Source organism: Pseudomonas putida (assembly GCF_005080685.1).
GTDB classification, from domain to species: domain Bacteria; phylum Pseudomonadota; class Gammaproteobacteria; order Pseudomonadales; family Pseudomonadaceae; genus Aquipseudomonas; species Aquipseudomonas putida_V.
Genome location: NZ_CP039371.1, coordinates 5,760,807 through 5,785,453, shown reverse-complemented (window position 1 = coordinate 5,785,453; position 24,647 = coordinate 5,760,807). Strand labels below are relative to the sequence as shown.

12 protein-coding genes, 2 tRNA genes and 3 rRNA genes are annotated in these 24,647 nt (G+C 60.9%); 12 read left to right on the top strand and 5 right to left on the bottom strand.

The features are described from left to right. Positions 1–5: 5 nt before the first annotated feature. Positions 6–668, bottom strand: coding sequence for a TetR/AcrR family transcriptional regulator (locus tag E6B08_RS26890; RefSeq protein ID WP_136916738.1), 663 nt, complete (start codon positions 666–668; stop codon positions 6–8). A gap of 89 nt (positions 669–757) precedes the next feature. Next, on the bottom strand, positions 758–1,675 hold the full coding sequence (locus tag E6B08_RS26885) for a LysR family transcriptional regulator (RefSeq protein WP_136916737.1): 918 nt from the start codon (positions 1,673–1,675) through the stop codon (positions 758–760). A gap of 117 nt (positions 1,676–1,792) precedes the next feature. On the opposite strand from E6B08_RS26885, the gene E6B08_RS26880 reads away from it, so the two are divergent. The 10 genes from E6B08_RS26880 to recD all read left to right on the top strand — a co-directional run bounded on the left by E6B08_RS26880 (position 1,793) and on the right by recD (position 19,867). Beyond that, complete coding sequence (locus E6B08_RS26880) at positions 1,793–3,139, top strand: aspartate aminotransferase family protein (RefSeq protein WP_136916736.1); 1,347 nt, start codon at positions 1,793–1,795, stop codon at positions 3,137–3,139. Positions 3,140–3,214: 75 nt separating this feature from the next. Continuing rightward, a complete protein-coding gene (locus E6B08_RS26875; RefSeq protein WP_136916735.1) occupies positions 3,215–4,708 on the top strand; it encodes a CoA-acylating methylmalonate-semialdehyde dehydrogenase in 1,494 nt (497 codons plus the stop codon). Between the two features lie 568 nt (positions 4,709–5,276). Continuing rightward, positions 5,277–6,813, top strand: a 16S ribosomal RNA gene (locus E6B08_RS26870). A gap of 86 nt (positions 6,814–6,899) precedes the next feature. After that, positions 6,900–6,976: transfer RNA gene (locus E6B08_RS26865), tRNA-Ile, on the top strand. A 23-nt stretch (positions 6,977–6,999) separates the two neighbouring features. Next, positions 7,000–7,075 (top strand) — tRNA-Ala (locus tag E6B08_RS26860). A gap of 247 nt (positions 7,076–7,322) precedes the next feature. After that, a 23S ribosomal RNA gene (locus E6B08_RS26855) occupies positions 7,323–10,215 on the top strand. 147 nt (positions 10,216–10,362) lie between these two features. After that, positions 10,363–10,478: ribosomal RNA gene (gene rrf / locus E6B08_RS26850) — 5S ribosomal RNA — on the top strand. The 16S, 23S and 5S rRNA genes sit together here with 2 tRNA genes alongside, the layout of an rRNA operon. Before the next feature lie 157 nt (positions 10,479–10,635). Next, positions 10,636–14,118: an exodeoxyribonuclease V subunit gamma gene (recC, locus tag E6B08_RS26845; RefSeq protein ID WP_136916734.1), complete on the top strand. Its 3,483-nt coding sequence runs from the start codon at positions 10,636–10,638 to the stop codon at positions 14,116–14,118. After that, positions 14,115–17,795, top strand: a complete 3,681-nt coding sequence (gene recB, locus E6B08_RS26840; protein WP_136916733.1) for an exodeoxyribonuclease V subunit beta — start codon at positions 14,115–14,117, stop codon at positions 17,793–17,795. Before recC ends, recB begins: the two co-directional genes overlap by 4 nt. Further along, complete coding sequence (recD, locus tag E6B08_RS26835; protein WP_136916732.1) at positions 17,792–19,867, top strand: exodeoxyribonuclease V subunit alpha; 2,076 nt, start codon at positions 17,792–17,794, stop codon at positions 19,865–19,867. Before recB ends, recD begins: the two co-directional genes overlap by 4 nt. 67 nt (positions 19,868–19,934) lie before the next feature. Here the strand turns inward: recD and E6B08_RS26830 are convergent, their stop codons facing one another. Next, positions 19,935–20,444: a GTP-binding protein gene (locus tag E6B08_RS26830; protein WP_136916731.1), complete on the bottom strand. Its 510-nt coding sequence runs from the start codon at positions 20,442–20,444 to the stop codon at positions 19,935–19,937. Positions 20,445–20,544: 100 nt separating this feature from the next. After that, entirely contained in the window at positions 20,545–21,507 is a 963-nt protein-coding gene (locus tag E6B08_RS26825) for a LysR family transcriptional regulator (RefSeq protein ID WP_136916730.1), read from the bottom strand. A gap of 137 nt (positions 21,508–21,644) precedes the next feature. Between E6B08_RS26825 and E6B08_RS26820 the strand changes: the two genes are divergently transcribed. Continuing rightward, positions 21,645–23,171, top strand: coding sequence for a CoA-acylating methylmalonate-semialdehyde dehydrogenase (locus E6B08_RS26820; RefSeq protein WP_136916729.1), 1,527 nt, complete (start codon positions 21,645–21,647; stop codon positions 23,169–23,171). 28 nt (positions 23,172–23,199) lie between these two features. Next, positions 23,200–24,087 carry a 3-hydroxyisobutyrate dehydrogenase gene (gene mmsB, locus E6B08_RS26815; protein ID WP_136916728.1) on the top strand — a complete coding sequence of 296 codons (888 nt, stop codon included), beginning with the start codon at positions 23,200–23,202 and terminating at the stop codon, positions 24,085–24,087. A 127-nt stretch (positions 24,088–24,214) separates the two neighbouring features. On the opposite strand, the gene E6B08_RS26810 is transcribed toward mmsB, so the two are convergent. Next, positions 24,215–24,559 carry a cupin domain-containing protein gene (locus tag E6B08_RS26810; RefSeq protein WP_003258412.1) on the bottom strand — a complete coding sequence of 115 codons (345 nt, stop codon included), beginning with the start codon at positions 24,557–24,559 and terminating at the stop codon, positions 24,215–24,217. Positions 24,560–24,647 lie beyond the last annotated feature (88 nt).

Sequence of the window (24,647 nt, the reverse complement as noted above, 5' to 3'; positions counted from 1 at the left end):
GGCTATCAGGCGCTCGGCTGGATGCCGCACCCCTTGAGAATGATGTGGATAAGATTGTTGCTGGCATCTTCCATGTCCTGCTTGGTCAGGCGACTACGGCCGGTGACCTGGCAGATCTGCGTGGCGAAGTCGGCATAGTGCTGGGTGCTGCCCCAGAGCAGGAAGATCAGGTGCACCGGGTCCACGGCGTCCATCTTGCCGGCTGCGATCCAGGCCTCGAACACGGCGGCCCGGCCACGGAACCACTCGCGGTAGTCGGCGCTGAAGTACTCGGTCAGGCAACTGCCGCCGCTGATCACTTCCATGGCGAAGATCCGCGAGGCCTGTGGGTTGCGCCGGGAGAACTCCATCTTGGTGCGGATGTAGTTGCTCAGGGCCTCGGCGGGGTCGTCATCGACGCTCAGGGTGTTGAAGGTGCTGTCCCACAACTCGATGATGTTGCTGAGCACGGCGATGTACAGGCCCAGCTTGTTGGTGAAGTAGTAATGCAGATTGGCCTTGGGCAGCCCGGCTTTCACCGCGATGGTGTTCATGCTGGTGCCCTTGAAACCGTGGCGGGCGAACTCGTCTTCGGCGGCCTGGATGATGGCCTGTTCGTTCTTCTGGCGGATGCGGCCGGCGGGCTTGCCCGAGGCGGAAAGGCGGTGCGCAGGGACTTCAAGGGTCATGGACGATTCCGTAGCGGCGGTAATAACGGATGTCGGACAAGATTACCTGCCTGTGCACAGGTGACAAGCACTAGCGTCATGCAGAGGCATCAGCGTGTCGCGGCCAGGCTATCGAGGAAGCTTTCCAGCACCAGGTTTGGCCGCCGGCCTTTGCGCGTCACCCAGCTGAGGCTCAGGTCATAGAAGCGCTGGCCGGGCTTGAGCGCCCGCAGGCGACCCTGCTGGACCCAGAACGTGGCGTAGTGGTCGGGCAGGTAGCCGATGTAGCGCCCGGTGAGAATCAGAAACGCCATGCCTTCACGGTCCGAGGCGCTGGCCGTGCAATTGAGCGATTGGTAGTGCGCCTGGATGTCGGCCGGCAGGCGGAAGGTGGGGGCGATCGCCTCCTGCGCGTTCAGCCGGGCATCGTCGAGCTGCTGGTCGTCGGCATAGAACAGGGGGTGGCCGACGGCGCAGTAGAGCAGCGAGCGTTCGCTGTACAGCGGTTGGTATTCGAGGCCGGAAAGGGGGCTGGTCTGCGGCACCACGCCGACGTGCAGGCTGCCGTCGAGCACGCCCTGTTCGACCTGGCTGGGCGCGATCATGCGGATCTGGATGCGCACGTCCGGACCTCGGTCCTTGAGTTCGGCCAGGGCATGGGTGATGCGCATGTGCGGCAGGGTCACCAGGTTGTCTGTCAGGCCGATGTTGAGTTCGCCGCGCAGGTGCTGATGCAGGCCGTTGACCTCGGTGCGGAAGGTCTCCAGAGCGCTCAGCAGTTGCAGCGCCGAGTGATACACCTCGCGGCCTTCCTCGGTCAGCGAGAAACCGGCGCGCCCACGTTGGCACAGGCGCAGGCCCAGGCGTTGCTCCAGATCGTTCATCTGCTGGCTGATGGCCGAGCGGCCGATGCCCAGCACGTTCTCGGCGGCCGAGAAGCCACCGCATTCGACTACGCTGCGGTAGATCTTCAACAAGCGGATGTCGAAATCGCTGACTTGCGCAAGGGGGTCTGGGCGTCGGCTCATTGTTTAGCTCGGAGCTACCTGAAGGTTAGAAATGCAGGGTTTTTCAGACTTTATCCGCGTGCCAATTTAGCTGCAACAACATCCATCGTTGCCTAATCGTCTTTCGAGGAACCGCCGATGAACCAGCCCGTCAACGCCCCCATCGGGATCGCCAGCCAGCTCAAGCTGGATGCCCACTGGATGCCCTACACCGCCAACCGCAACTTCCAGCGCGATCCACGGCTGATCGTCGCCGCCGAAGGCAACCACCTGGTCGATGACAAGGGGCGCAAGATCTTCGATGCGCTGTCCGGACTGTGGACCTGCGGGGCTGGCCATACCCGCAAGGAAATCACCGAGGCGGTGGCCCGCCAGATCGGTACCCTGGACTATTCTCCGGCGTTCCAGTTCGGTCACCCGCTGTCGTTCCAGTTGGCCGAGAAGATCACCGAACTCACCCCCGGCGATCTCAACCACGTCTTCTATACCAACTCCGGCTCCGAGTGCGCCGACACCGCGCTGAAGATGGTCCGTGCGTACTGGCGCCTCAAAGGCCAGGCGACCAAGACCAAGATCATCGGTCGTGCCCGTGGCTACCACGGGGTGAACATCGCCGGTACCAGCCTGGGCGGCGTCAATGGCAACCGCAAGATGTTCGGCCAGTTGCTGGACGTCGACCACCTGCCCCACACCGTGCTGCCGGTCAACGCATTCTCCAAGGGTTTGCCGGAAGAGGGCGGCATCGCCTTGGCCGACGAAATGCTCAAGCTCATCGAGTTGCATGACGCTTCGAACATCGCCGCGGTGATCGTCGAGCCGCTGGCCGGTTCGGCCGGTGTACTGCCGCCGCCCAAGGGCTACCTCAAGCGCCTGCGCGAGATCTGCAGCCAACACAACATCCTGCTGATCTTCGACGAAGTGATCACCGGTTTCGGCCGCATGGGCGCCATGACCGGCGCCGAAGCCTTTGGTGTCACTCCGGACCTGATGTGCATCGCCAAGCAGGTCACCAACGGCGCCATTCCCATGGGCGCGGTGATCGCCAGCAGCGAGATCTACCAGACCTTCATGAACCAGCCGACCCCGGAATACGCCGTGGAATTCCCCCACGGCTACACCTACTCGGCGCACCCCGTGGCCTGCGCCGCAGGCATCGCCGCCCTGGACCTGCTGCAGAAGGAAAGCCTGGTGCAGTCGGCAGCCGATCTGGCGCCGCACTTCGAAAAACTGCTGCACGGCGTCAAGGGCACCAAGAACGTGGTCGACATTCGTAACTATGGCTTGGCTGGTGCGATCCAGATCGCGGCCCGTGACGGCGACGCCATCGTGCGTCCTTACGAGGCGGCGATGAAACTGTGGCAGGCGGGCTTCTACGTACGCTTCGGTGGCGACACCCTGCAGTTTGGCCCGACCTTCAATACCCAGCCGCAGGAGCTGGACCGCCTGTTCGATGCAGTCGGCGAAGCGCTGAACCAGATCGCCTGATTTCCCGGCCTTGTCTGGCTGGCCCCTGACTGCTTCACGGGCCAGCCTTACCCTTCTTTATATATGGAGTCCCGCATGAGCATTGTTCAGCACCTGATCCACGGTGAGCTGGTCAGCAAGGGCGAACGTACCGCCGATGTCTTCAACCCTTCCACCGGCCAGGCTGTGCGCAAGGTCGAGCTGGCAAGCCGGGCCACGGTCCAGGAAGCCATCGATTCGGCCAAGGCGGCATTTCCGGCCTGGCGCAATACTCCACCGGCCAAGCGTGCCCAGGTGATGTTCCGCTTCAAGCAACTGCTTGAGCAAAACGAAGCGCGCATTTCGCAGATGATCAGCGAAGAGCATGGCAAGACCCTGGAAGACGCCGCTGGCGAGTTGAAGCGCGGTATCGAGAACGTCGAGTTCGCCTGCGCCGCTCCCGAGGTGCTCAAGGGCGAATACAGCCGTAACGTCGGCCCGAATATCGATGCCTGGTCCGACTTCCAGCCGCTGGGCGTGGTGGCGGGTATCACCCCGTTCAACTTTCCGGCGATGGTGCCGCTGTGGATGTACCCGCTGGCCATCGCTTGCGGCAACGCGTTCATTCTGAAGCCTTCCGAGCGTGACCCGAGCTCGACCTTGTTCATCGCCCAACTGTTGCTGGAAGCCGGCCTGCCCAAGGGTATCCTCAATGTGGTGCACGGTGACAAGGAAGCGGTGGATGCGCTGATCGAGGCGCCAGAGGTGAAGGCCTTGAGCTTCGTGGGCTCGACGCCGATCGCCGAGTACATCTATGCCGAAGGCACCAAGCGCGGCAAGCGCGTGCAGGCCCTTGGCGGTGCCAAGAACCACGCGGTGCTGATGCCCGATGCCGACCTGGACAACGCGGTCAGTGCCCTGATGGGCGCGGCGTATGGTTCGTGCGGTGAGCGTTGCATGGCGATTTCGGTCGCGGTGTGCGTGGGCGATCAGGTCGCCGATGCGTTGATCGCCAAGCTGGAGCCGCAGATCAAGGCGCTGAAGATCGGTGCGGGCACTTCGTGTGGCCTGGACATGGGGCCACTGGTAACCGCAGCGGCTCGCGACAAGGTAGTGGGCTACATCGATGATGGCCTGGCCGCTGGTGCCAAGCTGGTGGTGGATGGTCGCGGCTTCCGGGTGGCGGGTAACGAAGATGGCTACTTCGTGGGGGGCACGTTGTTCGATAACGTCACCCCGGAAATGCGCATCTATAAAGAAGAGATTTTCGGGCCGGTACTGTGCGTGGTGCGAGTGAACAGCCTGGAACACGCCATGCAGCTGATCAACGACCACGAATATGGCAACGGTACGTGCATCTTCACCCGTGATGGTGAGGCCGCGCGTCTGTTCTGCGATGAAATCGAAGTGGGCATGGTCGGCGTCAACGTGCCGCTGCCGGTACCGGTTGCCTACCACAGCTTCGGTGGCTGGAAGCGTTCGCTGTTCGGCGACCTGCATGCCTACGGCCCGGACGGCGTGCGCTTCTATACCCGCCGCAAGGCCATCACCCAGCGCTGGCCGCAACGGGCTAGCCATGAGGCGTCGCAGTTCGCGTTCCCTAGCCTGTAAGGTCGGGAAAGAAGCGGGGAGGCCGGTAGGCCTCCCCGCTTTGCTTTTGGGCTTTTTGCTAAATATCTGATTATCTTCAAATTAAGTGTTGACGCCGTTTCTAATCTCCTTATAATGCGCACCACTTCCAGCGACAACGGAACGAAAAACTCCTTGAGATTCAACGAGTTAGATAGTTCGGTAGATGCTGAAAGGGCTTCGATCAACTGATCGGCAGCGGTGAAAAAGGCAGTTGACAGCGGTTTTAAACGCTGTATTATTCGCCTCCCGCTACGAGAGATCGCAGCGAGTCAAGTGTTTGAAGCTAAACGAGTTTCTCGGGAAAAACTTCAAAATAAACGCTTGACACGAAATGAGGAAAGCGTAGAATGCGCGCCTCGGTTGAGACGAAACGCTCTTAGCCAAACGCTCTTTAACAAATTGAATCAAGCAATTCGTGTGGGTGCTTGTGAGTACGGACTGATAGTCAAAAAGATTATCAGCATCACAAGTGACCATGCGAGAAATCACATAGTCATTTGAGATTGCTGAGCCAAGTTTAGGGTTTCTTAAAAACCCAAGCAGTATTGAACTGAAGAGTTTGATCATGGCTCAGATTGAACGCTGGCGGCAGGCCTAACACATGCAAGTCGAGCGGATGACGGGAGCTTGCTCCTTGATTCAGCGGCGGACGGGTGAGTAATGCCTAGGAATCTGCCTGGTAGTGGGGGACAACGTTTCGAAAGGAACGCTAATACCGCATACGTCCTACGGGAGAAAGCAGGGGACCTTCGGGCCTTGCGCTATCAGATGAGCCTAGGTCGGATTAGCTAGTTGGTGAGGTAATGGCTCACCAAGGCGACGATCCGTAACTGGTCTGAGAGGATGATCAGTCACACTGGAACTGAGACACGGTCCAGACTCCTACGGGAGGCAGCAGTGGGGAATATTGGACAATGGGCGAAAGCCTGATCCAGCCATGCCGCGTGTGTGAAGAAGGTCTTCGGATTGTAAAGCACTTTAAGTTGGGAGGAAGGGCAGTAAGCTAATACCTTGCTGTTTTGACGTTACCGACAGAATAAGCACCGGCTAACTCTGTGCCAGCAGCCGCGGTAATACAGAGGGTGCAAGCGTTAATCGGAATTACTGGGCGTAAAGCGCGCGTAGGTGGTTTGTTAAGTTGGATGTGAAAGCCCCGGGCTCAACCTGGGAACTGCATCCAAAACTGGCAAGCTAGAGTACGGTAGAGGGTGGTGGAATTTCCTGTGTAGCGGTGAAATGCGTAGATATAGGAAGGAACACCAGTGGCGAAGGCGACCACCTGGACTGATACTGACACTGAGGTGCGAAAGCGTGGGGAGCAAACAGGATTAGATACCCTGGTAGTCCACGCCGTAAACGATGTCAACTAGCCGTTGGAATCCTTGAGATTTTAGTGGCGCAGCTAACGCATTAAGTTGACCGCCTGGGGAGTACGGCCGCAAGGTTAAAACTCAAATGAATTGACGGGGGCCCGCACAAGCGGTGGAGCATGTGGTTTAATTCGAAGCAACGCGAAGAACCTTACCAGGCCTTGACATGCAGAGAACTTTCCAGAGATGGATTGGTGCCTTCGGGAACTCTGACACAGGTGCTGCATGGCTGTCGTCAGCTCGTGTCGTGAGATGTTGGGTTAAGTCCCGTAACGAGCGCAACCCTTGTCCTTAGTTACCAGCACGTTATGGTGGGCACTCTAAGGAGACTGCCGGTGACAAACCGGAGGAAGGTGGGGATGACGTCAAGTCATCATGGCCCTTACGGCCTGGGCTACACACGTGCTACAATGGTCGGTACAGAGGGTTGCCAAGCCGCGAGGTGGAGCTAATCTCACAAAACCGATCGTAGTCCGGATCGCAGTCTGCAACTCGACTGCGTGAAGTCGGAATCGCTAGTAATCGCGAATCAGAATGTCGCGGTGAATACGTTCCCGGGCCTTGTACACACCGCCCGTCACACCATGGGAGTGGGTTGCACCAGAAGTAGCTAGTCTAACCTTCGGGAGGACGGTTACCACGGTGTGATTCATGACTGGGGTGAAGTCGTAACAAGGTAGCCGTAGGGGAACCTGCGGCTGGATCACCTCCTTAATCGACGACATCAGCCTGCTGATGAGCTCCCACACGAATTGCTTGATTCTTTGTATAAAGACGATGCTGTAACGCGACCCTGTTATAGGTCTGTAGCTCAGTTGGTTAGAGCGCACCCCTGATAAGGGTGAGGTCGGCAGTTCAAATCTGCCCAGACCTACCATTACATGGTGCAGCCTAGAATACGGGGCCATAGCTCAGCTGGGAGAGCGCCTGCCTTGCACGCAGGAGGTCAGCGGTTCGATCCCGCTTGGCTCCACCACGTTTGCTGTAACGCGTAGTACTTGATCAGAACTTAGAAATGAACATTCGTGAATGAATGTTGATTTCTGGCTTTTGTCAGATCGTTCTTTAAAAATTCGGATATGTGATAGATATAGACTGAACATCAGTTTCACTGCTGGTGGATCAGGCTAAGGTAAAATTTGTGAGTTCTGCGCGAAAGCGCAACGTACGAATTTTCGGCGAATGTCGTCTTCACAGTATAACCAGATTGCTTGGGGTTATATGGTCAAGTGAAGAAGCGCATACGGTGGATGCCTTGGCAGTCAGAGGCGATGAAAGACGTGGTAGCCTGCGATAAGCTTTGGGGAGTCGGCAAACAGACTGTGATCCAGAGATCTCTGAATGGGGGAACCCACTCAGCACAAGCTGAGTATCTTGTACTGAATACATAGGTGCAAGAGGCGAACCAGGGGAACTGAAACATCTAAGTACCCTGAGGAAAAGAAATCAACCGAGATTCCCTTAGTAGTGGCGAGCGAACGGGGACCAGCCCTTAAGTTGATTTGAGATTAGTGGAACGCTCTGGAAAGTGCGGCCATAGTGGGTGATAGCCCCGTACACGAAAATCTCTTGTCAATGAAATCGAGTAGGACGGAGCACGAGAAACTTTGTCTGAATATGGGGGGACCATCCTCCAAGGCTAAATACTACTGACTGACCGATAGTGAACCAGTACCGTGAGGGAAAGGCGAAAAGAACCCCGGAGAGGGGAGTGAAATAGAACCTGAAACCGTATGCGTACAAGCAGTGGGAGCCTACTTTGTTAGGTGACTGCGTACCTTTTGTATAATGGGTCAGCGACTTATATTCAGTGGCGAGCTTAACCGAATAGGGGAGGCGTAGCGAAAGCGAGTCTTAATAGGGCGTTTAGTCGCTGGGTATAGACCCGAAACCGGGCGATCTATCCATGGGCAGGTTGAAGGTTAGGTAACACTGACTGGAGGACCGAACCGACTACCGTTGAAAAGTTAGCGGATGACCTGTGGATCGGAGTGAAAGGCTAATCAAGCTCGGAGATAGCTGGTTCTCCTCGAAAGCTATTTAGGTAGCGCCTCATGTATCACTGTAGGGGGTAGAGCACTGTTTCGGCTAGGGGGTCATCCCGACTTACCAAACCGATGCAAACTCCGAATACCTACAAGTGCCGAGCATGGGAGACACACGGCGGGTGCTAACGTCCGTCGTGAAAAGGGAAACAACCCAGACCGTCAGCTAAGGTCCCAAAGTCATGGTTAAGTGGGAAACGATGTGGGAAGGCTTAGACAGCTAGGAGGTTGGCTTAGAAGCAGCCATCCTTTAAAGAAAGCGTAATAGCTCACTAGTCGAGTCGGCCTGCGCGGAAGATGTAACGGGGCTCAAACCATGCACCGAAGCTACGGGTATCATCGTATGATGATGCGGTAGAGGAGCGTTCTGTAAGCCTGTGAAGGTGAGTTGAGAAGCTTGCTGGAGGTATCAGAAGTGCGAATGCTGACATGAGTAACGACAATGGGAGTGAAAAACTCCCACGCCGAAAGACCAAGGTTTCCTGCGCAACGTTAATCGACGCAGGGTTAGTCGGTCCCTAAGGCGAGGCTGAAAAGCGTAGTCGATGGAAAACAGGTTAATATTCCTGTACTTCCAGTTATTGCGATGGAGGGACGGAGAAGGCTAGGCCAGCTTGGCGTTGGTTGTCCAAGTTTAAGGTGGTAGGCTGAGATCTTAGGCAAATCCGGGATCTCAAGGCCGAGAGCTGATGACGAGTTGCCTTTAGGCGACGAAGTGGTTGATGCCATGCTTCCAAGAAAAGCTCCTAAGCTTCAGATAACTGGGAACCGTACCCCAAACCGACACAGGTGGTTAGGTAGAGAATACCAAGGCGCTTGAGAGAACTCGGGTGAAGGAACTAGGCAAAATGGCACCGTAACTTCGGGAGAAGGTGCGCCGGTGAGGGTGAAGCACTTGCTGCGTAAGCCCACGCCGGTCGAAGATACCAGGCCGCTGCGACTGTTTATTAAAAACACAGCACTCTGCAAACACGAAAGTGGACGTATAGGGTGTGACGCCTGCCCGGTGCCGGAAGGTTAATTGATGGGGTTAGCGCAAGCGAAGCTCTTGATCGAAGCCCCGGTAAACGGCGGCCGTAACTATAACGGTCCTAAGGTAGCGAAATTCCTTGTCGGGTAAGTTCCGACCTGCACGAATGGCGTAACGATGGCGGCGCTGTCTCCACCCGAGACTCAGTGAAATTGAAATCGCTGTGAAGATGCAGTGTATCCGCGGCTAGACGGAAAGACCCCGTGAACCTTTACTATAGCTTTGCACTGGACTTTGAATTTGCTTGTGTAGGATAGGTGGGAGGCTTTGAAGTGGGGACGCCAGTTCTCATGGAGCCATCCTTGAAATACCACCCTGGCAACTTTGAGGTTCTAACTCAGGTCCGTTATCCGGATCGAGGACAGTGTATGGTGGGTAGTTTGACTGGGGCGGTCTCCTCCCAAAGAGTAACGGAGGAGTACGAAGGTGCGCTCAGACCGGTCGGAAATCGGTCGTAGAGTATAAAGGCAAAAGCGCGCTTGACTGCGAGACAAACACGTCGAGCAGGTACGAAAGTAGGTCTTAGTGATCCGGTGGTTCTGTATGGAAGGGCCATCGCTCAACGGATAAAAGGTACTCCGGGGATAACAGGCTGATACCGCCCAAGAGTTCATATCGACGGCGGTGTTTGGCACCTCGATGTCGGCTCATCACATCCTGGGGCTGAAGCCGGTCCCAAGGGTATGGCTGTTCGCCATTTAAAGTGGTACGCGAGCTGGGTTTAGAACGTCGTGAGACAGTTCGGTCCCTATCTGCCGTGGACGTTTGAGATTTGAGAGGGGCTGCTCCTAGTACGAGAGGACCGGAGTGGACGAACCTCTGGTGTTCCGGTTGTCACGCCAGTGGCATTGCCGGGTAGCTATGTTCGGAAGAGATAACCGCTGAAAGCATCTAAGCGGGAAACTTGCCTCAAGATGAGATCTCACTGGGATCTTGAATCCCCTAAAGGGCCGTCGAAGACTACGACGTTGATAGGTTGGGTGTGTAAGCGCTGTGAGGCGTTGAGCTAACCAATACTAATTGCCCGTGAGGCTTGACCATATAACACCCAAGCAATTTGCGCGCTGAGCCAAATTGTGGTGGTGAAGACGAAGTAACCGAAAATTCGGCTCACAAATTAAAAGCAGCACAAATTCACATATCCGAATTCGCTGGGCTGTCCATCTGGACGTTCTGGCAACAGAATTTCTTGACGACCATAGAGCATTGGAACCACCTGATCCCATCCCGAACTCAGCAGTGAAACGATGCATCGCCGATGGTAGTGTGGGGTTTCCCCATGTGAGAGTAGGTCATCGTCAAGATTCATTTCGCAAAACCCCTATCTGCGCAAGCAGGTAGGGGTTTTGTCTTTTCTGGCCACGTCGGTCATGGCCCGAAACCCTTTAGCGACACAAGGCCTCTGCTACGAGGTATTGTGTCGTTCCCGGACCGACGCCCACCGCCACCCGAGATCTTTTCATGGCCAACACCACCTCACTTCATCCCGGCTTCATGATCGTGCACGGCAACCGCCTGGACGAACTGCGCAGCCTGGTAGTGAGCTGGATGCGCCGCTATCCCCTGGCGCCGCTGGAAAACGAAATCGCCCTGGTGCAGAGCAACGGCATCGCCCAGTGGCTGAAACTGGCCTTGGCCGAAGACCCGCAAGCCGACGACCAAGGTGGTTGCGGCATCGCGGCGGCGGTGGATGTGCAGCTTCCGGGCAGTTTCATGTGGCAACTGTATCGTCGGGTATTGGGCCGTGACGAGATCCCCGAGGTCTCGTTGCTCGACAAGGCGCCGTTGACCTGGCGCCTGATGCGCTTGCTGCCCGAACTGATCGAGCGCCCGCATTTCGAGCCGCTACGGCGCTTCCTGACCGATGACACCGACCTGCGCAAACGCTATCAGCTGGCCGAGCGCCTCGCCGACCTGTTCGACCAGTACCAGGTCTATCGCGCTGACTGGCTCAAGGACTGGGCGGCCGGCGAGCACGTGCTCAACTCCGCACGGGGTGAGCGTAAGCCGCTGGCCCCCGGCAATCGCTGGCAGGCCGAGCTGTGGCGGGCGTTGCTGCTGGATGTGGGGGAGGAGGGCATGGCCCAGAGCCGCGCTGGTGTGCACCAGCGCTTCATCGAACGCATGAATACCCTGGAGCAGCCCCCGGCCGGGTTGCCTGCCAGGGTGATCGTCTTTGGCATCTCTTCGTTGCCGGCCCAGGCGCTGGAGGCTTTGGCGGGCCTTGCCCGGTTCAGCCAGGTGTTGCTGTGTGTGCACAACCCCTGCCGCCACCATTGGGCCGACATCGTTGCCGACAAGGATCTTCTACGTCACCAGTACAAACGTCAGCAGCGCAAGCAGGGCATGCCCTTGGAGCTGGACGACGAGTCGCTGCACCAGCACGCTCATCCGCTCCTGGCGGCATGGGGTAAGCAGGGGCGTGACTACATCAACCTGCTCGACAGCTACGACGACCCTGGCAGTTACCGCGGGGTGTTCAGCGATGGCCGCATCGACCTGTTCAGTGACAGCGAGCCGACCACGCTGCTCAACCAGCTGCAGGACGATATTCTAGAGCTACGCCCCCTGGCCGAGAGCCGTGCGCTGTGGCCGGACATCGACCCCGGCAAGGACCGCTCGGTGCGTTTCCATGTGGCGCACAGCCCGCAGCGCGAGGTCGAAATCCTTCACGACCAGTTGCTCGCCCGTTTCAGTGCCGACCCAACCCTGCGCCCGCGTGATGTGATCGTCATGCTGCCGGCGATCGACACTTATGCCCCACATATCCGCGCCGTATTCGGCCAGTTGCAACGCAACGATCCCCGCTTCATCCCCTTCACCCTGACCGACCAGGGCCAGCGCGGTCGCGACCCCTTGCTGATCGCCCTGGAGCACCTGCTCAAGCTGCCCGAAAGCCGTTTTGCCGTGAGCGAGGTACTCGACCTGCTCGACGTGCCGGCGGTGCGTGCGCGTTTCGGTATCCGCGAGAGCGACCTGCCAACCCTGCATCGCTGGATCGAGGGCGCGGGTATCCGTTGGGGCCTGAATGCCGAGCAACGGGCCACCCTGGGCTTGCCGGCGGGCCTCGAGCAGAACAGTTGGCGCTTCGGATTGCGCAGAATGCTGCTCGGTTATGCCGTGGGAGTGGGCGAAGGCTGTGACGGCATCGAGCCCTATGACGAAATCGGCGGACTGGATGCCGCTTTGATCGGCCCTCTGGTGGCCTTGCTCGATGCGCTGGACGTCGCTTGCCAGGCATTGGCGCAACCCGCCACTGCCGGCGAATGGGGGGAGCGTCTCAATGCATTGTTGCAAGTGTTCTTCCTGGCCGAGGACGAGCATGACGAGTTCCTCCTGATGCAACTGCAGGACCTGCGCGACAGCTGGCTGGAGGTCTGCGAGACCGTTGGCCTGCAAGACCTGCTGCCACTGACCGTGGTCTGTGAGGCATGGCTGTCGGGCCTCGACCAGGGCAAGTTGTCGCAGCGCTTTCTTGCAGGCTCCGTGAACTTCTGCACGCTCATGCCCATGCGTGCGATCCCCTTCCGCGTGGTCTGCCTGCTGGGCATGAACGATGGCGACTACCCCCGGGCCCAACCGCCGCTGGATTTCGACCTGATGGCCAGCGATTATCGCCCCGGCGATCGTTCGCGCCGCGAAGACGACCGCTACCTTTTGCTCGAGGCATTGCTTTCGGCGCGCGACCAACTCTATATCAGTTGGGTAGGCCGAAGTATCCGCGACAACAGCGAGCGCCCGGCCTCGGTGCTGATCGGCCAGTTGCGCGACCACCTCGCCTCCGGCTGGCAATTGGCAGGTGCGCGCAACGGCGAGCAACAGCAAGCGGGTGAGCAGCTGCTGCATGCCTTGACCCAGGAGCATCCGCTGCAACCCTTCAGCCCACGCTACTTCCAGAAGGGCAGTGCTTTGTTCAGCTATGCCCATGAATGGCAGCATTTGCATCAGGACTCACCTGATACCGTCGATGGCGCGATCGGGCTGCCGCCGTACCAGCAAGATGAAGCATTGACCTTGCCGCAGTTGCAGGACTTTCTCCGCCACCCGGTGCGACATTTCTTCAGCCAGCGCTTGAAGGTCTTCTTCGAAGCACTGGAGGCGCCGACGCCGGACGAGGAACCGTTCGTCCTCGATGCGCTGCAGCGCTATGGCGCCAGCGAGAGCCTGCTGGGCGCCGCCCTGCTCGACCCCGATAACGCCGAGCAGGCGTTGCACTCCCAGGCCCGTCGCTTGCAAGCGTGCGGCCTTCTGCCCTTGGCAGGTTTCGGCGAACTGTTGCAAGCCGAGCTGGTGCAGCCGCTGCCTGATCTGCTGCAACGCCATCGGCAGTTGTTGCTGCGCTGGCCGACGCTGGTGGAGGGGGCGTTACCCATTCGGTTCGAGTACGCCGGACATGAGCTCGAAGGTTGGCTCGGTCGGGTCTATCAGGCCAATGATCAAAGCCTGCTGAGCATCTCGACCGTACCCAATACGATCAGCGCTGGGCGCAACAACCTCAAATGGCATCGTCTGGTCACTACCTGGGTCATGCACCTGGCCGCCTGCGCGGTGGGGTACCCGCTCAATAGCGCCCTGGTCGCCAGCGACCTCACCTTGCTGCTTGCGCCTTTGGCGCGCGAGCAGGCCAGTGAATTGCTCGGTGAACTGCTGGTGGCGCGCCAGGCCGGCATGAATGCGCCGTTGCCGGTGGCCGCCAAGACGGCATTCGCCTGGCTGGCCCAGGAAGACCCGGACAAGGCCCTGGCCGCCGCCGTGCGTGCCTACGAAGGCGACGAGCGCACCCATTTCGGCGAGCGCAGCGAAAGCGTCGCCTTGCTCCGGCAATTCCGTGACTTCACTGCACTCACTGCCGACGAGACCTTCGAAGGCTGGTGCGAAGCCCTTTATCGTCCCCTGTTTGCCGCCCCTTGGCAGACCCTGGGCAACCCGGAGGCCGGCGCATGACCACGGACCGCCCCCTGGCATTGCATTTCCCCCTGCACGGCAGCCAGCTGATCGAGGCCAGCGCCGGCACGGGTAAAACGTTTACCATTTCCGCCCTCTACCTGCGCCTGATCCTCGGTCATGGTGGCGAGCAAGGCTTCGACCGCGAGCTGTTACCACCGCAAATCCTGGTGGTGACCTTCACCGACGCCGCCACCAAGGAGCTGCGCGAACGTATTCGCGCCCGCCTGGCCGAGGCCGCGCGGTTCTTCCGCGGCGAGTTGGAGGCCGCCGATCCCTTGCTGCAGCAACTGCGCGACGACTACAGCCAGGAGCACTGGCCACGTTGCGCCAGCCGCCTGGAGATCGCCGTGCAGTGGATGGACGAGGCAGCGGTCTCGACCATCCATGGCTGGTGCCAGCGCATGCTGCGCGAGCATGCCTTCGACAGCGGCAGCCTGTTCACCCAGAGCCTTGAGACCGACCACAGCGAGTTGCTCGGCCAGGTGATGCGCGACTACTGGCGGCGCTTCTGCTATGGCATGCAAGGCGAGGCGCTGCTCTGGGTACGCAGCCATTGGAGTAGCCCCGATGCGTTGTTGCCGCGTATCCGGCCATTGTTCGGTCGCGTGCGTTCGCAGCAGGAGCAGGGCAGCGAAGAGCCACAAGCGTTGATCGAATCGGCGCTGCGCGAGCGCACCGAGCAGTTGTGCCAGCTCAAGGCGCCCTGGGGCGTGTGGGCCGACCAGTTGCACCAGCTATGCCGCGATGCGGTCGCCGCCAAGCACGTCGACGGGCGCAAACTGCAAGCCCGCTATTTCGACTCCTGGTTCGACAAGCTGCGGGCCTGGGCAGGTGACGCCGAGGTCCTGGAACTCGACCTGGGCACAGGCTTTACCCGCCTGACTCCGGCCGGGATGGCCGAGGCCTGGAAGGTCGGCAGTCCCCCCGATCATCCCGCGCTGGATGCCATGCAGAGCCTGCAGCAGCAGTTGCAAGGCCTGAGCAGCCCGGACGTGCGCCTGCTCGAGCATGCCGCGGCCTGGGTGTCGGCGCGTTTCGAACAGGAAAAACGCCGGCGCGCCGAAATGGGCTTCGATGACATGCTCCTGCGTCTGCAACACGCCTTGGCCAGTGAGGCAGGAGAACGCCTGGCAGGGCTGATCCGCGAGCAGTTCCCGGTGGCCCTGATCGATGAGTTCCAGGACACCGACCCCGTCCAATATGGCATCTTCGAGCGTATCTACCGGATCAGCGAGAACCGTCCGGAAACCGGCCTGTTCATGATCGGCGACCCCAAGCAGGCGATCTACGCATTCCGCGGCGCCGATATCTACACCTATCTTTCCGCTCGCCGTGCGACCGAGGGGCGTCTGCACAGCCTCGATACCAACTACCGCTCAAGCCAGGCCATGGTGGCTGCAGTCAACCAGGTGTTCCTGCAGGCCGAGTCACGCGGGTTGGGACGAGGCGCTTTCCTGTTCCGCGAAGCCGACGATAACCCGCTGCCTTTCATCGAGGTCCGGGCCAAGGGCCGCAGCGAGCAGTTGCTGATCGACGGCCAGGCCTGTGCGGCACTGCAATGCTGGCGGCTGGACAGCGAAGAACCGGTGTCCGGCGCGCTCTATCGTCAGCAGCTGGCAGCCAGTTGTGCCAGCCATATCGTCGCCATGCTCAATGGAGGCCAACAGGGCGTGACCGGCTTTGCCGACAGCAAGGGGCAACTGCGTCCATGCCAGCCGGCGGATATCGCCATCCTGGTGCGTGACGGCCACGAGGCGCAACTGGTGCGTGCCGAGCTGGCGGCGCGTGATGTGCGCAGCGTGTATCTGTCCGACAAGGACTCGGTGTTCGCCGCCCAGGAAGCCCATGATTTGCTGGCGTGGCTAAAGGCCTGCGCCGAGCCCGATTCCGAGCGCCTGCTCAAGGCCGCGCTGGCCAGCCTCACCCTCGACCTGTCGCTGGCCGAGCTGGACCGCCTGAACCAGGACGAGCGGGTTTGGGAAGACTGGGTCATGCGCTTTCGGCGCTACCGCGAAACTTGGCAGCGCCAGGGCGTACTGCCGATGCTGCGGCACCTGCTCCACGACTTCGCCTTGCCACGCACCCTGCTGCGGCGCAGCGAAGGCGAGCGGGTCCTGACCAACCTGCTGCACCTGGCTGAGCTGTTGCAGCAGGCCGCCGCAGAGCTGGACGGCGAGCAGGCCTTGATCCGTCACCTGGCCGAGCACCTGGCCAATGCCGGCCAGGCTGGCGAAGAGCAGATCCTGCGCCTGGAAAGCGACGAACAGCTGGTCAAGGTGGTGACCATCCACAAGTCCAAGGGCTTGGAATACCCGCTGGTCTACCTGCCCTTCATCTGTACCAGCAAGCCGGTCGACGGCACCCGCCTGCCATTGTCCTGGCACGACAGCCAAGGCCTGGCGCACCTGACCCTGGCACCGGACGCCGAGCAGATCGCCCGCGCCGACGACGAGCGCCTGGCCGAGGACCTGCGCCTACTCTATGTCGCCTTGACCCGTGCCCAGCATGCTTGCTGGCTCGGCGTCGCCGACCTCAAGCGGGGTAACCAGAAGAGCTCCCAGTTGCACCGCTCGGCGCTGGGCTACCTGCTGGGCGGTGGGCAGGCATTGCCAGGTTCCGGACAACTCGCCAGCTGGCTGCAGACCTTGGCCAGTGGCTCCCCGCATATCGCCTGCCCGGCGTTGCCCGAGGCGGATGAGCAGGCCTACCGCGCCCCCCGTGGCGAGCGCGACCTGGTGCCGGCACGCAAGCCGCGCCGTGCGGCCTCCGAGCATTGGTGGATCGCCTCCTACAGCGCCCTGCGGGTGGGTGAGCAAACCCTGGGTGCCGACAGTTCCCAGGCCCAGCAACTGCTCGATGACGAAACAGTGGAGGTGCCATTGCCGCGTCAGGTGGTGGCAGACAGCGGCGACATGCATCGCTTCCCGCGTGGCCCTGGCCCCGGTACCTTCCTCCATGGCTTGCTGGAGTGGGCCGGTCGCGAAGGGTTTGCCGATGTCGTCGCCGATCCCGAACGGATCGAACGCACTGTTGGCCAGCGCTGCAACCGCCGCAACTGGACCGGTTGGATTCCCACGCTCAGCCAGTGGCTGCGGGGTTTGCTTGCCGAGCCCCTGCCATTGCCTGGGCAGGAAACCGGCCTGACCCTCGCGCAGTTGCGGCACTACCAGATCGAGATGGAGTTCTGGTTCGCCAGCCATCGCGTGGACGCCGAGCAACTCGATCACCTGGTGGCACGTCATACCCATCCCGGCTTGGCGCGCCCGGCCGCACAGCCGACACTGCTCAACGGCATGTTCAAAGGCTTCATCGACCTGGCGTTCGAGCTCGATGGGCGTTATTACGTGGCCGATTACAAGTCCAACTGGCTGGGAGTGGATATCGACGCCTACGATGCCCCAGCCATGGAGAAGGCGATCCTCGAGCATCGCTACGACCTGCAGTACGTGCTCTACCTGCTGGCCCTGCATCGCCAGTTGCGTGCGCGCCTGCCGGACTACGACTATGACCGCAATGTTGGCGGTGCCTTGTTCATCTTCCTGCGCGGGGCCAGCAGCAGCCATGGGGTGTATTTCGCCAAGCCACCGCGTGCGCTGATCGATGCCCTCGACGCACTGTTCCGTGGCGAAAACCTGCCCGAGCAGCACGACCTGTTTGCCGGAGCCGCGCCATGAGCCGAAGCCTTGCCGATTTGCTGCCCACGCCATTGCACGCCGAGCACCTGCTGGCGTTGGCGCCGCAGCGTGACAGCAATGACCTGTTGTTGCTGCTCGACCGCTGGGTCGAGCGTGGATGGCTGCGTGCCTTGGATCGGGCGTTCGTGTCGTTTCTCGAAGAGCGGGTGCCGGGCAGCGATCCGTTGCTGCTGCTGGCGGCCGCCCTGGCCAGCCATCAACTGGGCCACGGCCATGTCTGTCTCGATCTGAGCCAGACCCTGGATGAGCCCGATTTCGCCCTGTCGCTGCCACCTGAAGGCGACGCCCTGACCGGGCCGTTGCTGCTGCCTTCGCAGTTGCTCGCCAATCTCGACTTGCCCACCTGGCTTGCACGCATTGCCGCCAGCCCGCTGGTGGCCGCAGGTTCTACGCCCGGGCATCAGGCGCGACCGCTGGTGCTCAGTGGCCAGCGTCTGTACTTGCGGCGTTATTGGAGCTACGAGCGGCAGATCGACCAGACGTTGCGTGAGCGCTTGCAACAGGGCGAGGCCACACCGGCCGACCTGCCCGAGCGACTCGCGCAGTTGTTCGACGATGGCGCCCTGGCTGGCCAGATCGATTGGCAGAAACTGGCCTGCGCCCTGGCCACCCGTTCTGGTTTCAGCATCATCACCGGTGGCCCCGGGACCGGCAAGACCACCACGGTGGTGCGCTTGCTGGCCCTGTTGCAGGCACCGGCGGTGGAGCAGGGGCGTCCGTTGCGGATCCGCCTGGCTGCGCCGACCGGCAAGGCGGCGGCGCGTCTGACCGAATCGATCGGCCAGCAGGTCGAGCGCCTGCAGGTTGGTGCCGAAGTGCGCGGGCAGATTCCGACCGATGTCAGCACGGTGCATCGGCTGCTCGGCAGCCGACCGGGCTCGCGGCATTTCCGTCATCACGCTGGCAACCCGTTGCCACTGGATGTGCTGGTGGTCGACGAGGCCTCGATGATCGACCTCGAGATGATGGCCAACCTGCTCGATGCGCTGCCGCCGCGGGCGCGCCTGATCCTGCTGGGCGACAAGGACCAGCTGGCGTCGGTCGAGGCGGGTGCGGTACTGGGCGACCTGTGCCGGGATGCCGAAGAGGGCTGCTACTCACCCGCGACCCAGGCCTGGCTGGAGCGCATCGGCGGCCAGTCGCTGCAAGGTAGCGGGCTCAAACCCGGTGATGGACAACGCCATCCACTGGCGCAGCAGGTGGTGATGCTGCGTTTTTCCCGGCGTTTTGGCGAAGGTAGCGGCATCGGTCAGTTGGCCCGCCTGGTCAACCGCCAGCAAGCGCAGCAGGCGCGGGACTTGTTGACCCTGCCACCGGCCGACGTGTTTGGCCTGGCCCTGCGTGGCGAGCATGACCGTGCATTCGATCGCCTGCTGCTCGACGGCCTGGGCCGAGGTGTCGAGGGGCCGCAAGGCTACCGCAGCTATCTTCGGGCTATCGGCCGTTATCGCCCGGCCCCCGGAACGGCATTCGACGACCCTCGTTGGGACGAATGGGCGAGCAAGGTGCTCCAGCACTTCGAGGATTTCCAACTGCTTTGCGCGGTGCGCAAGGGCGCCTGGGGCGTGGAGGGGCTCAACGAGCGGGTGACACGGGTCCTGCACAACGCTGGCCTGATCGATGCCCAGCAGCCGTGGTATGAAGGGCGACCTGTACTGGTTACGCGCAACGACTACGGCCTGAAGTTGATGAACGGCGACATCGGTATAGCCCTGCGCCTGCCCGACGAGCACGGCCTGCCCCTGCTGCGCGTGGCCTTCCCGCGCAACGATGGCAGTGGCGGAGTGCGCTTCGTGTTGCCCAGCCGTCTGAACGAGGTGGAAACGGTGTTCGCCATGACCGTGCACAAGTCCCAGGGCTCGGAGTTCAGCCACGCCGCCTTGGTGCTGCCCGACGCGCTCAATCCGGTGCTGACCAAGGAGCTGATCTACACCGGCATCACCCGCGCCAAGCATTGTTTCAGCCTGATCGAGCCGCGCCAGGGCATTTTCGAGGAAGCCGTGGCGCGCAAGGTGAGGCGTATCTCGGGCCTGATGTTGGAGCAGGTCTGAGGCGAGCAGCAACGGTTGGTAGTATTTGACCGTGCCTGCAAACTGCAGGAGTGGTGTTGGATAGAATTTATTTCTGGCTAGCGAGAAACTGTTTGATTTCCCCGTAAAGCTTAGTGATTAACGCGCTGCCCCATTCGTCACCGTCTTGGCTGTCCCCTGCGTTCAAGGCAGAACCGAGGATCATGGGCGTTTTGCTTGAGTAGTCAAACTCCTCCAGGATAGCAACAGCTTCCATCTCTACTTGTTCACGTAGTTCGTGATCTTCCACCATATCTAGCTTGTTCAGGAGTACGGCTATGATCGGAACACCGGCATTTTGGCAGAGCTTTAAGTGCTCCCTGGTTTGTTCCTCCGGCCCAGTAGCGATATCGCAAACTAGTATCGCTCCGGCTAGCGTCCCGTTGATCACGCTGTCGGCTGAGTTGCTATCCTTTGGGTATTCCTTTAACTCGAAATTTGGAGAGGCTGAGTGATATCCCATATAACGGTCGAATGCTGATATCAGCGTGCTCTTTCCGTGATTGCTGTGACCCATGACAAGCACCTTGTTCACGGTGGCGGCTTCAGGCTTGGTCATTGGTAAGACTCCTTCAATTAAGAGGTTTTGCCCCCCATATTCCACTTCTGATCTCGGGCTTCCGGCAACTGGCAGAATTACCAGGTGCTTCAAATCTTCTTCAACAGAGTGACTGTTTTTCCTTGAATCTCTGCGTTTGCGTCGCCCCCATCAGCATCGGTGAGTTCAGCTCGGTGACCTCGCGAATGTAATCCCACAGCAAGGTGATCCGCTTCAACTTGCGCAGGTCCTCGCGGCAGTACATCCAGAATTGCCGCGTGACCTCCACCTCATCGGGCAATACCGTGATCAGGCGCGGATCCTGCGCCGCCAGGAAGCACGGCAGTATCGCCAGCCCACGGCCTTGCAACGCCGCCGTGTATTGCGCGATCACGCTGGTGCTGCGCAGGCGGGCGTTGGCGTTGGGGATCAGGTTGGCCAAGTACAGCAACTCCGAGCTGAACGCCAGGTCGTCGACATAACTGATGAACGGATGGCCCGCCAAGTCGCCCAGCGTACGGATCGGCGCATGGTTGTCCAGGTAGTCCCGGGTGGCGTACAGCCGCAGGCGGTAGTCGCACAGCTTGCAGCACACATAGGGCCCATGCTCGGGGCGCTCCAGCGCGATGACGATGTCCGCCTCGCGCTTGGACAAGCTGATGAAGTGCGGTAGCGGCAGGATATCCACCGAAATCGCCGGGTAGGCATCGACGAAATGGCTCAGCTGCGGCGTCACGAAAAAGCTGCCAAAGCCTTCGGTGCAGCCCATGCGCACATGGCCCGACAGCGCCACGCCCGAGCCGGTCACCTGCTCGCACGCCATGTGCAAGGTACTTTCGATGGCTTCGGCATAGCTGAGCAGACGCTGCCCTTCGGCGGTGAGTACGAAGCCGTTGGTCCGCGACTTTTCGAACAACAGGGTGCCGAGCGCCGCCTCGAGCGAGCCGATGCGGCGCGACACCGTGGTGTAGTCGACGTTGAGGCGCTTGGCCGCGCTGCTGGCCTTGCGGGTGCGCGCGACCTCCAGGAAGAACTTGAGGTCGTCCCAGTTCAGGGAGCTTAAGGATGTGAGGTCTTTTTGCATGATGATCCGGTTTTTTTGTGCGTTCTTATGGGATGTATGCACATCTATACTCGAAAAAAGCCCCATGAACCAAGCGCCACCTCGCTGATGTTCAGGCACCGGCGTCGCGTCCGACAATAACTCCAAGGAGAACGCAGATGAACGCACCCCATACCCCCACCCAGACCCAGGTCGAGCAGGTCAAGCTGCTGATCGACGGCCAGTGGGTCGAGTCGAAGTCCAGCGAATGGCGTGACATCGTCAATCCGGCCACCCAGCAGGTGCTGGCGCGGGTCCCATTCGCCACCCCCGAGGAAGTGGACGCGGCCGTGGCCGCTGCCCAGCGGGCGTTCGCCTCGTGGCGCGACACTCCGATCGGCGCCCGCATGCGCATCATGCTCAAGCTCCAGGCGCTCATCCGCGAGCACACCAAGCGCATCGCCCAGACCCTGAGCGCCGAGCAGGGCAAGACCCTCGCCGACGCCGAAGGCGATATCTTCCGCGGCCTGGAAGTGGTCGAGCACGCAGCCTCCATCGGCACCCTGCAGATGGGCGAGTTCGCCGAGAACGTCGCCGGTGGCGTGGACACCTACACCCTGCGCCAACCGATCGGCGTGTGCGCCGGCATCACCCCGTTCAACTTCCCGGCGATGATCCCGCTGTGGATGTTCCCGATGGCCATCGTCTGCGGCAACACCTTCGTGCTCAAGCCTTCCGAGCAGGACCCGCTGTCGACCATGCAACTGGTCGAGCTGGCGCTGGAGGCGGGGGTGCCGGCCGGTGTGCTCAACGTGGTGCACGGCGGTAAGCAGGTGGTGGATGCCATCTGCACTCACCAGGACATCAAGGCGATCTCCTTCGTCGGCTCCACCGAAGTCGGCACCCACGTCTACAACCTGGCCAGCCAGCACGGCAAGCGCGTGCAGTCGATGATGGGGGCGAAGAACCACGCGGTGGTGCTGCCCGATGCCAACCGCGTGCAGACCGTCAACGCCCTGGTCGGTGCCGCGTTCGGCGCGGCGGGTCAGCGCTGCATGGCCACCTCGGTGGCGGTGCTGGTGGGCAAGGCCCGCGAATGGTTGCCGGATATCAAGGAAGCGGCGAGCAAGCTCAAGGTCAATGCCGGTTGCGAGCCAGGCACGGACGTCGGTCCCGTGGTCTCCAAGCGCGCCAAGGAGCGTGTGCTGGGCTTGATCGAGAGCGGTATCAAGGAAGGCGCCAAGCTCGAACTCGATGGCCGTGAGGTGCGTGTACCTGGGTACGAGCAGGGCAACTTCGTCGGCCCGACCCTGTTCTCCGGCGTGAAGACCGACATGCAGGTGTACACCCAGGAAATCTTCGGCCCGGTACTGGTGACCCTGGAAGTCGACACGCTCGACGAAGCCATCGCCCTGGTCAACCGCAACCCGTTCGGCAACGGCACCGGCTTGTTCACCCAAAGCGGCGCAGCGGCGCGCAAGTTCCAGAGCGAGATCGACATCGGCCAGGTCGGCATCAACATCCCGATCCCGGTCCCGGTGCCGTTCTTCAGCTTCACCGGCTCGCGCGGCTCCAAGCTTGGCGACCTGGGCCCGTACGGCAAGCAGGTCGTGCAGTTCTACACGCAGACCAAGACGGTCACTGCCCGCTGGTTCGATGACGAAAGCGTCAATGACGGTGTGAACACCACCATCAGCCTTCGCTAAGCCACACGTCTGCGTCAAGGAGAAAACCATGCGTATCGCATTCATCGGCCTGGGCAACATGGGCGCGCCCATGGCCCGCAACTTGATCAAGGCCGGGCACCAGCTGAACCTGTTCGACCTTAACCAGACCGTGCTGGCCGAGCTCGCCGAACTCGGCGGGCAGGTCAGCGCCTCGCCTAAGGACGCGGCTGCCAGCAGCGAGCTGGTGATTACCATGTTGCCGGCGGCGGCCCATGTCCGCAGCGTCTACCTGGGCGACGACGGCGTGCTGGCCGGCGTGCGCCCCGGCACGCCGACCGTGGATTGCAGCACCATCGACCCGCAGACTGCCCGCGAGGTCTCCAAGGCTGCGGCGGCCAAGGGTGTGGACATGGGCGATGCCCCTGTGTCCGGTGGCACCGGTGGCGCGGCTGCGGGCACCCTGACGTTCATGGTCGGCGCCAGCGCCGAGCTGTTCGCCGCGCTCAAGCCGGTGCTCGAGCAGATGGGTCGCAACATCGTGCATTGCGGTGAAGTCGGCACCGGGCAGATCGCCAAGATCTGCAACAACCTGCTGCTGGGCATCTCGATGATCGGCGTGTCCGAGGCGATGGCCCTGGGCAATGCGCTCGGCATCGACACCCAGGTGCTGGCCGGGATCATCAACAGTTCGACCGGGCGTTGCTGGAGCTCCGATACCTACAACCCGTGGCCGGGCATCATCGAGACCGCGCCGGCGTCGCGTGGGTATACCGGTGGCTTTGGTGCCGAGCTGATGCTCAAGGACCTGGGCTTGGCCACCGAGGCCGCCCGCCAGGCGCATCAGCCAGTGATCATGGGCGCACTGGCGCAGCAGCTGTACCAGGCCATGAGCCTGCGCGGCGATGGCGGCAAGGATTTCTCGGCGATCGTCGAGGGGTATCGCAAGAAGGACTGATTGGCGAGGTAAAACATCGCCGGCAAGCCGGCTCCTGCAGGTACGACACCGTCTGCGCGAACGGAGGGTTATCCGCAGGAGCCGGCTTGCCGGCGATGAGGCCGTTGGATGCGGCGACTTTCTCTGATCAGGCGAAGACGAAGTACTTGCGCACGGTCTCGACCACTTCCCAGGTGCCTTTCATCCCAGGTTCGATGACGAACACGTCGCCGGCCTTGAGATGCTTGGGCTCCTCACCTTCTGGAGTGATGATGCAGTAGCCGTCGAGGAAGTGGCAGAACTCCCACTTCTCGTAGTTGACCTCGAACTTGCCTGGGGTGCAGATCCAGGTGCCCATGATCTTGCTGCCGTCCGCCGACAGGTAGGCATTGAGGTTGACGGTGTGCGGGTCGCCGCCGATGCGCTTCCACTTGGTGGCGTCCACGACCGGCGTCGGGCAGGTCTCGCGCAGGACGGTGATGAAATCGGACATGGAACAACTCCTGGTGACTGGTTGGATGACTCGTCACCTTAGGGCCAACGGCCGAGCCGCAGTTGCCTGGGCTCGACGTCCAGCTGCC

Excerpts from the sequence above, each read along its gene's own strand:
- E6B08_RS26890 (WP_136916738.1), bottom strand. The coding sequence starts at position 668 with ATGACCCTTGAAGTCCCTGCGCACCGCCTTTCCGCCTCGGGCAAGCCC.
- E6B08_RS26885 (WP_136916737.1), bottom strand. The coding sequence starts at position 1,675 with ATGAGCCGACGCCCAGACCCCCTTGCGCAAGTCAGCGATTTCGACATC.
- E6B08_RS26880 (WP_136916736.1), top strand. The coding sequence starts at position 1,793 with ATGAACCAGCCCGTCAACGCCCCCATCGGGATCGCCAGCCAGCTCAAG.
- E6B08_RS26875 (WP_136916735.1), top strand. The coding sequence starts at position 3,215 with ATGAGCATTGTTCAGCACCTGATCCACGGTGAGCTGGTCAGCAAGGGC.
- recC (WP_136916734.1), top strand. The coding sequence starts at position 10,636 with ATGGCCAACACCACCTCACTTCATCCCGGCTTCATGATCGTGCACGGC.
- recB (WP_136916733.1), top strand. The coding sequence starts at position 14,115 with ATGACCACGGACCGCCCCCTGGCATTGCATTTCCCCCTGCACGGCAGC.
- recD (WP_136916732.1), top strand. The coding sequence starts at position 17,792 with ATGAGCCGAAGCCTTGCCGATTTGCTGCCCACGCCATTGCACGCCGAG.
- E6B08_RS26830 (WP_136916731.1), bottom strand. The coding sequence starts at position 20,444 with ATGACCAAGCCTGAAGCCGCCACCGTGAACAAGGTGCTTGTCATGGGT.
- E6B08_RS26825 (WP_136916730.1), bottom strand. The coding sequence starts at position 21,507 with ATGCAAAAAGACCTCACATCCTTAAGCTCCCTGAACTGGGACGACCTC.
- E6B08_RS26820 (WP_136916729.1), top strand. The coding sequence starts at position 21,645 with ATGAACGCACCCCATACCCCCACCCAGACCCAGGTCGAGCAGGTCAAG.
- mmsB (WP_136916728.1), top strand. The coding sequence starts at position 23,200 with ATGCGTATCGCATTCATCGGCCTGGGCAACATGGGCGCGCCCATGGCC.
- E6B08_RS26810 (WP_003258412.1), bottom strand. The coding sequence starts at position 24,559 with ATGTCCGATTTCATCACCGTCCTGCGCGAGACCTGCCCGACGCCGGTC.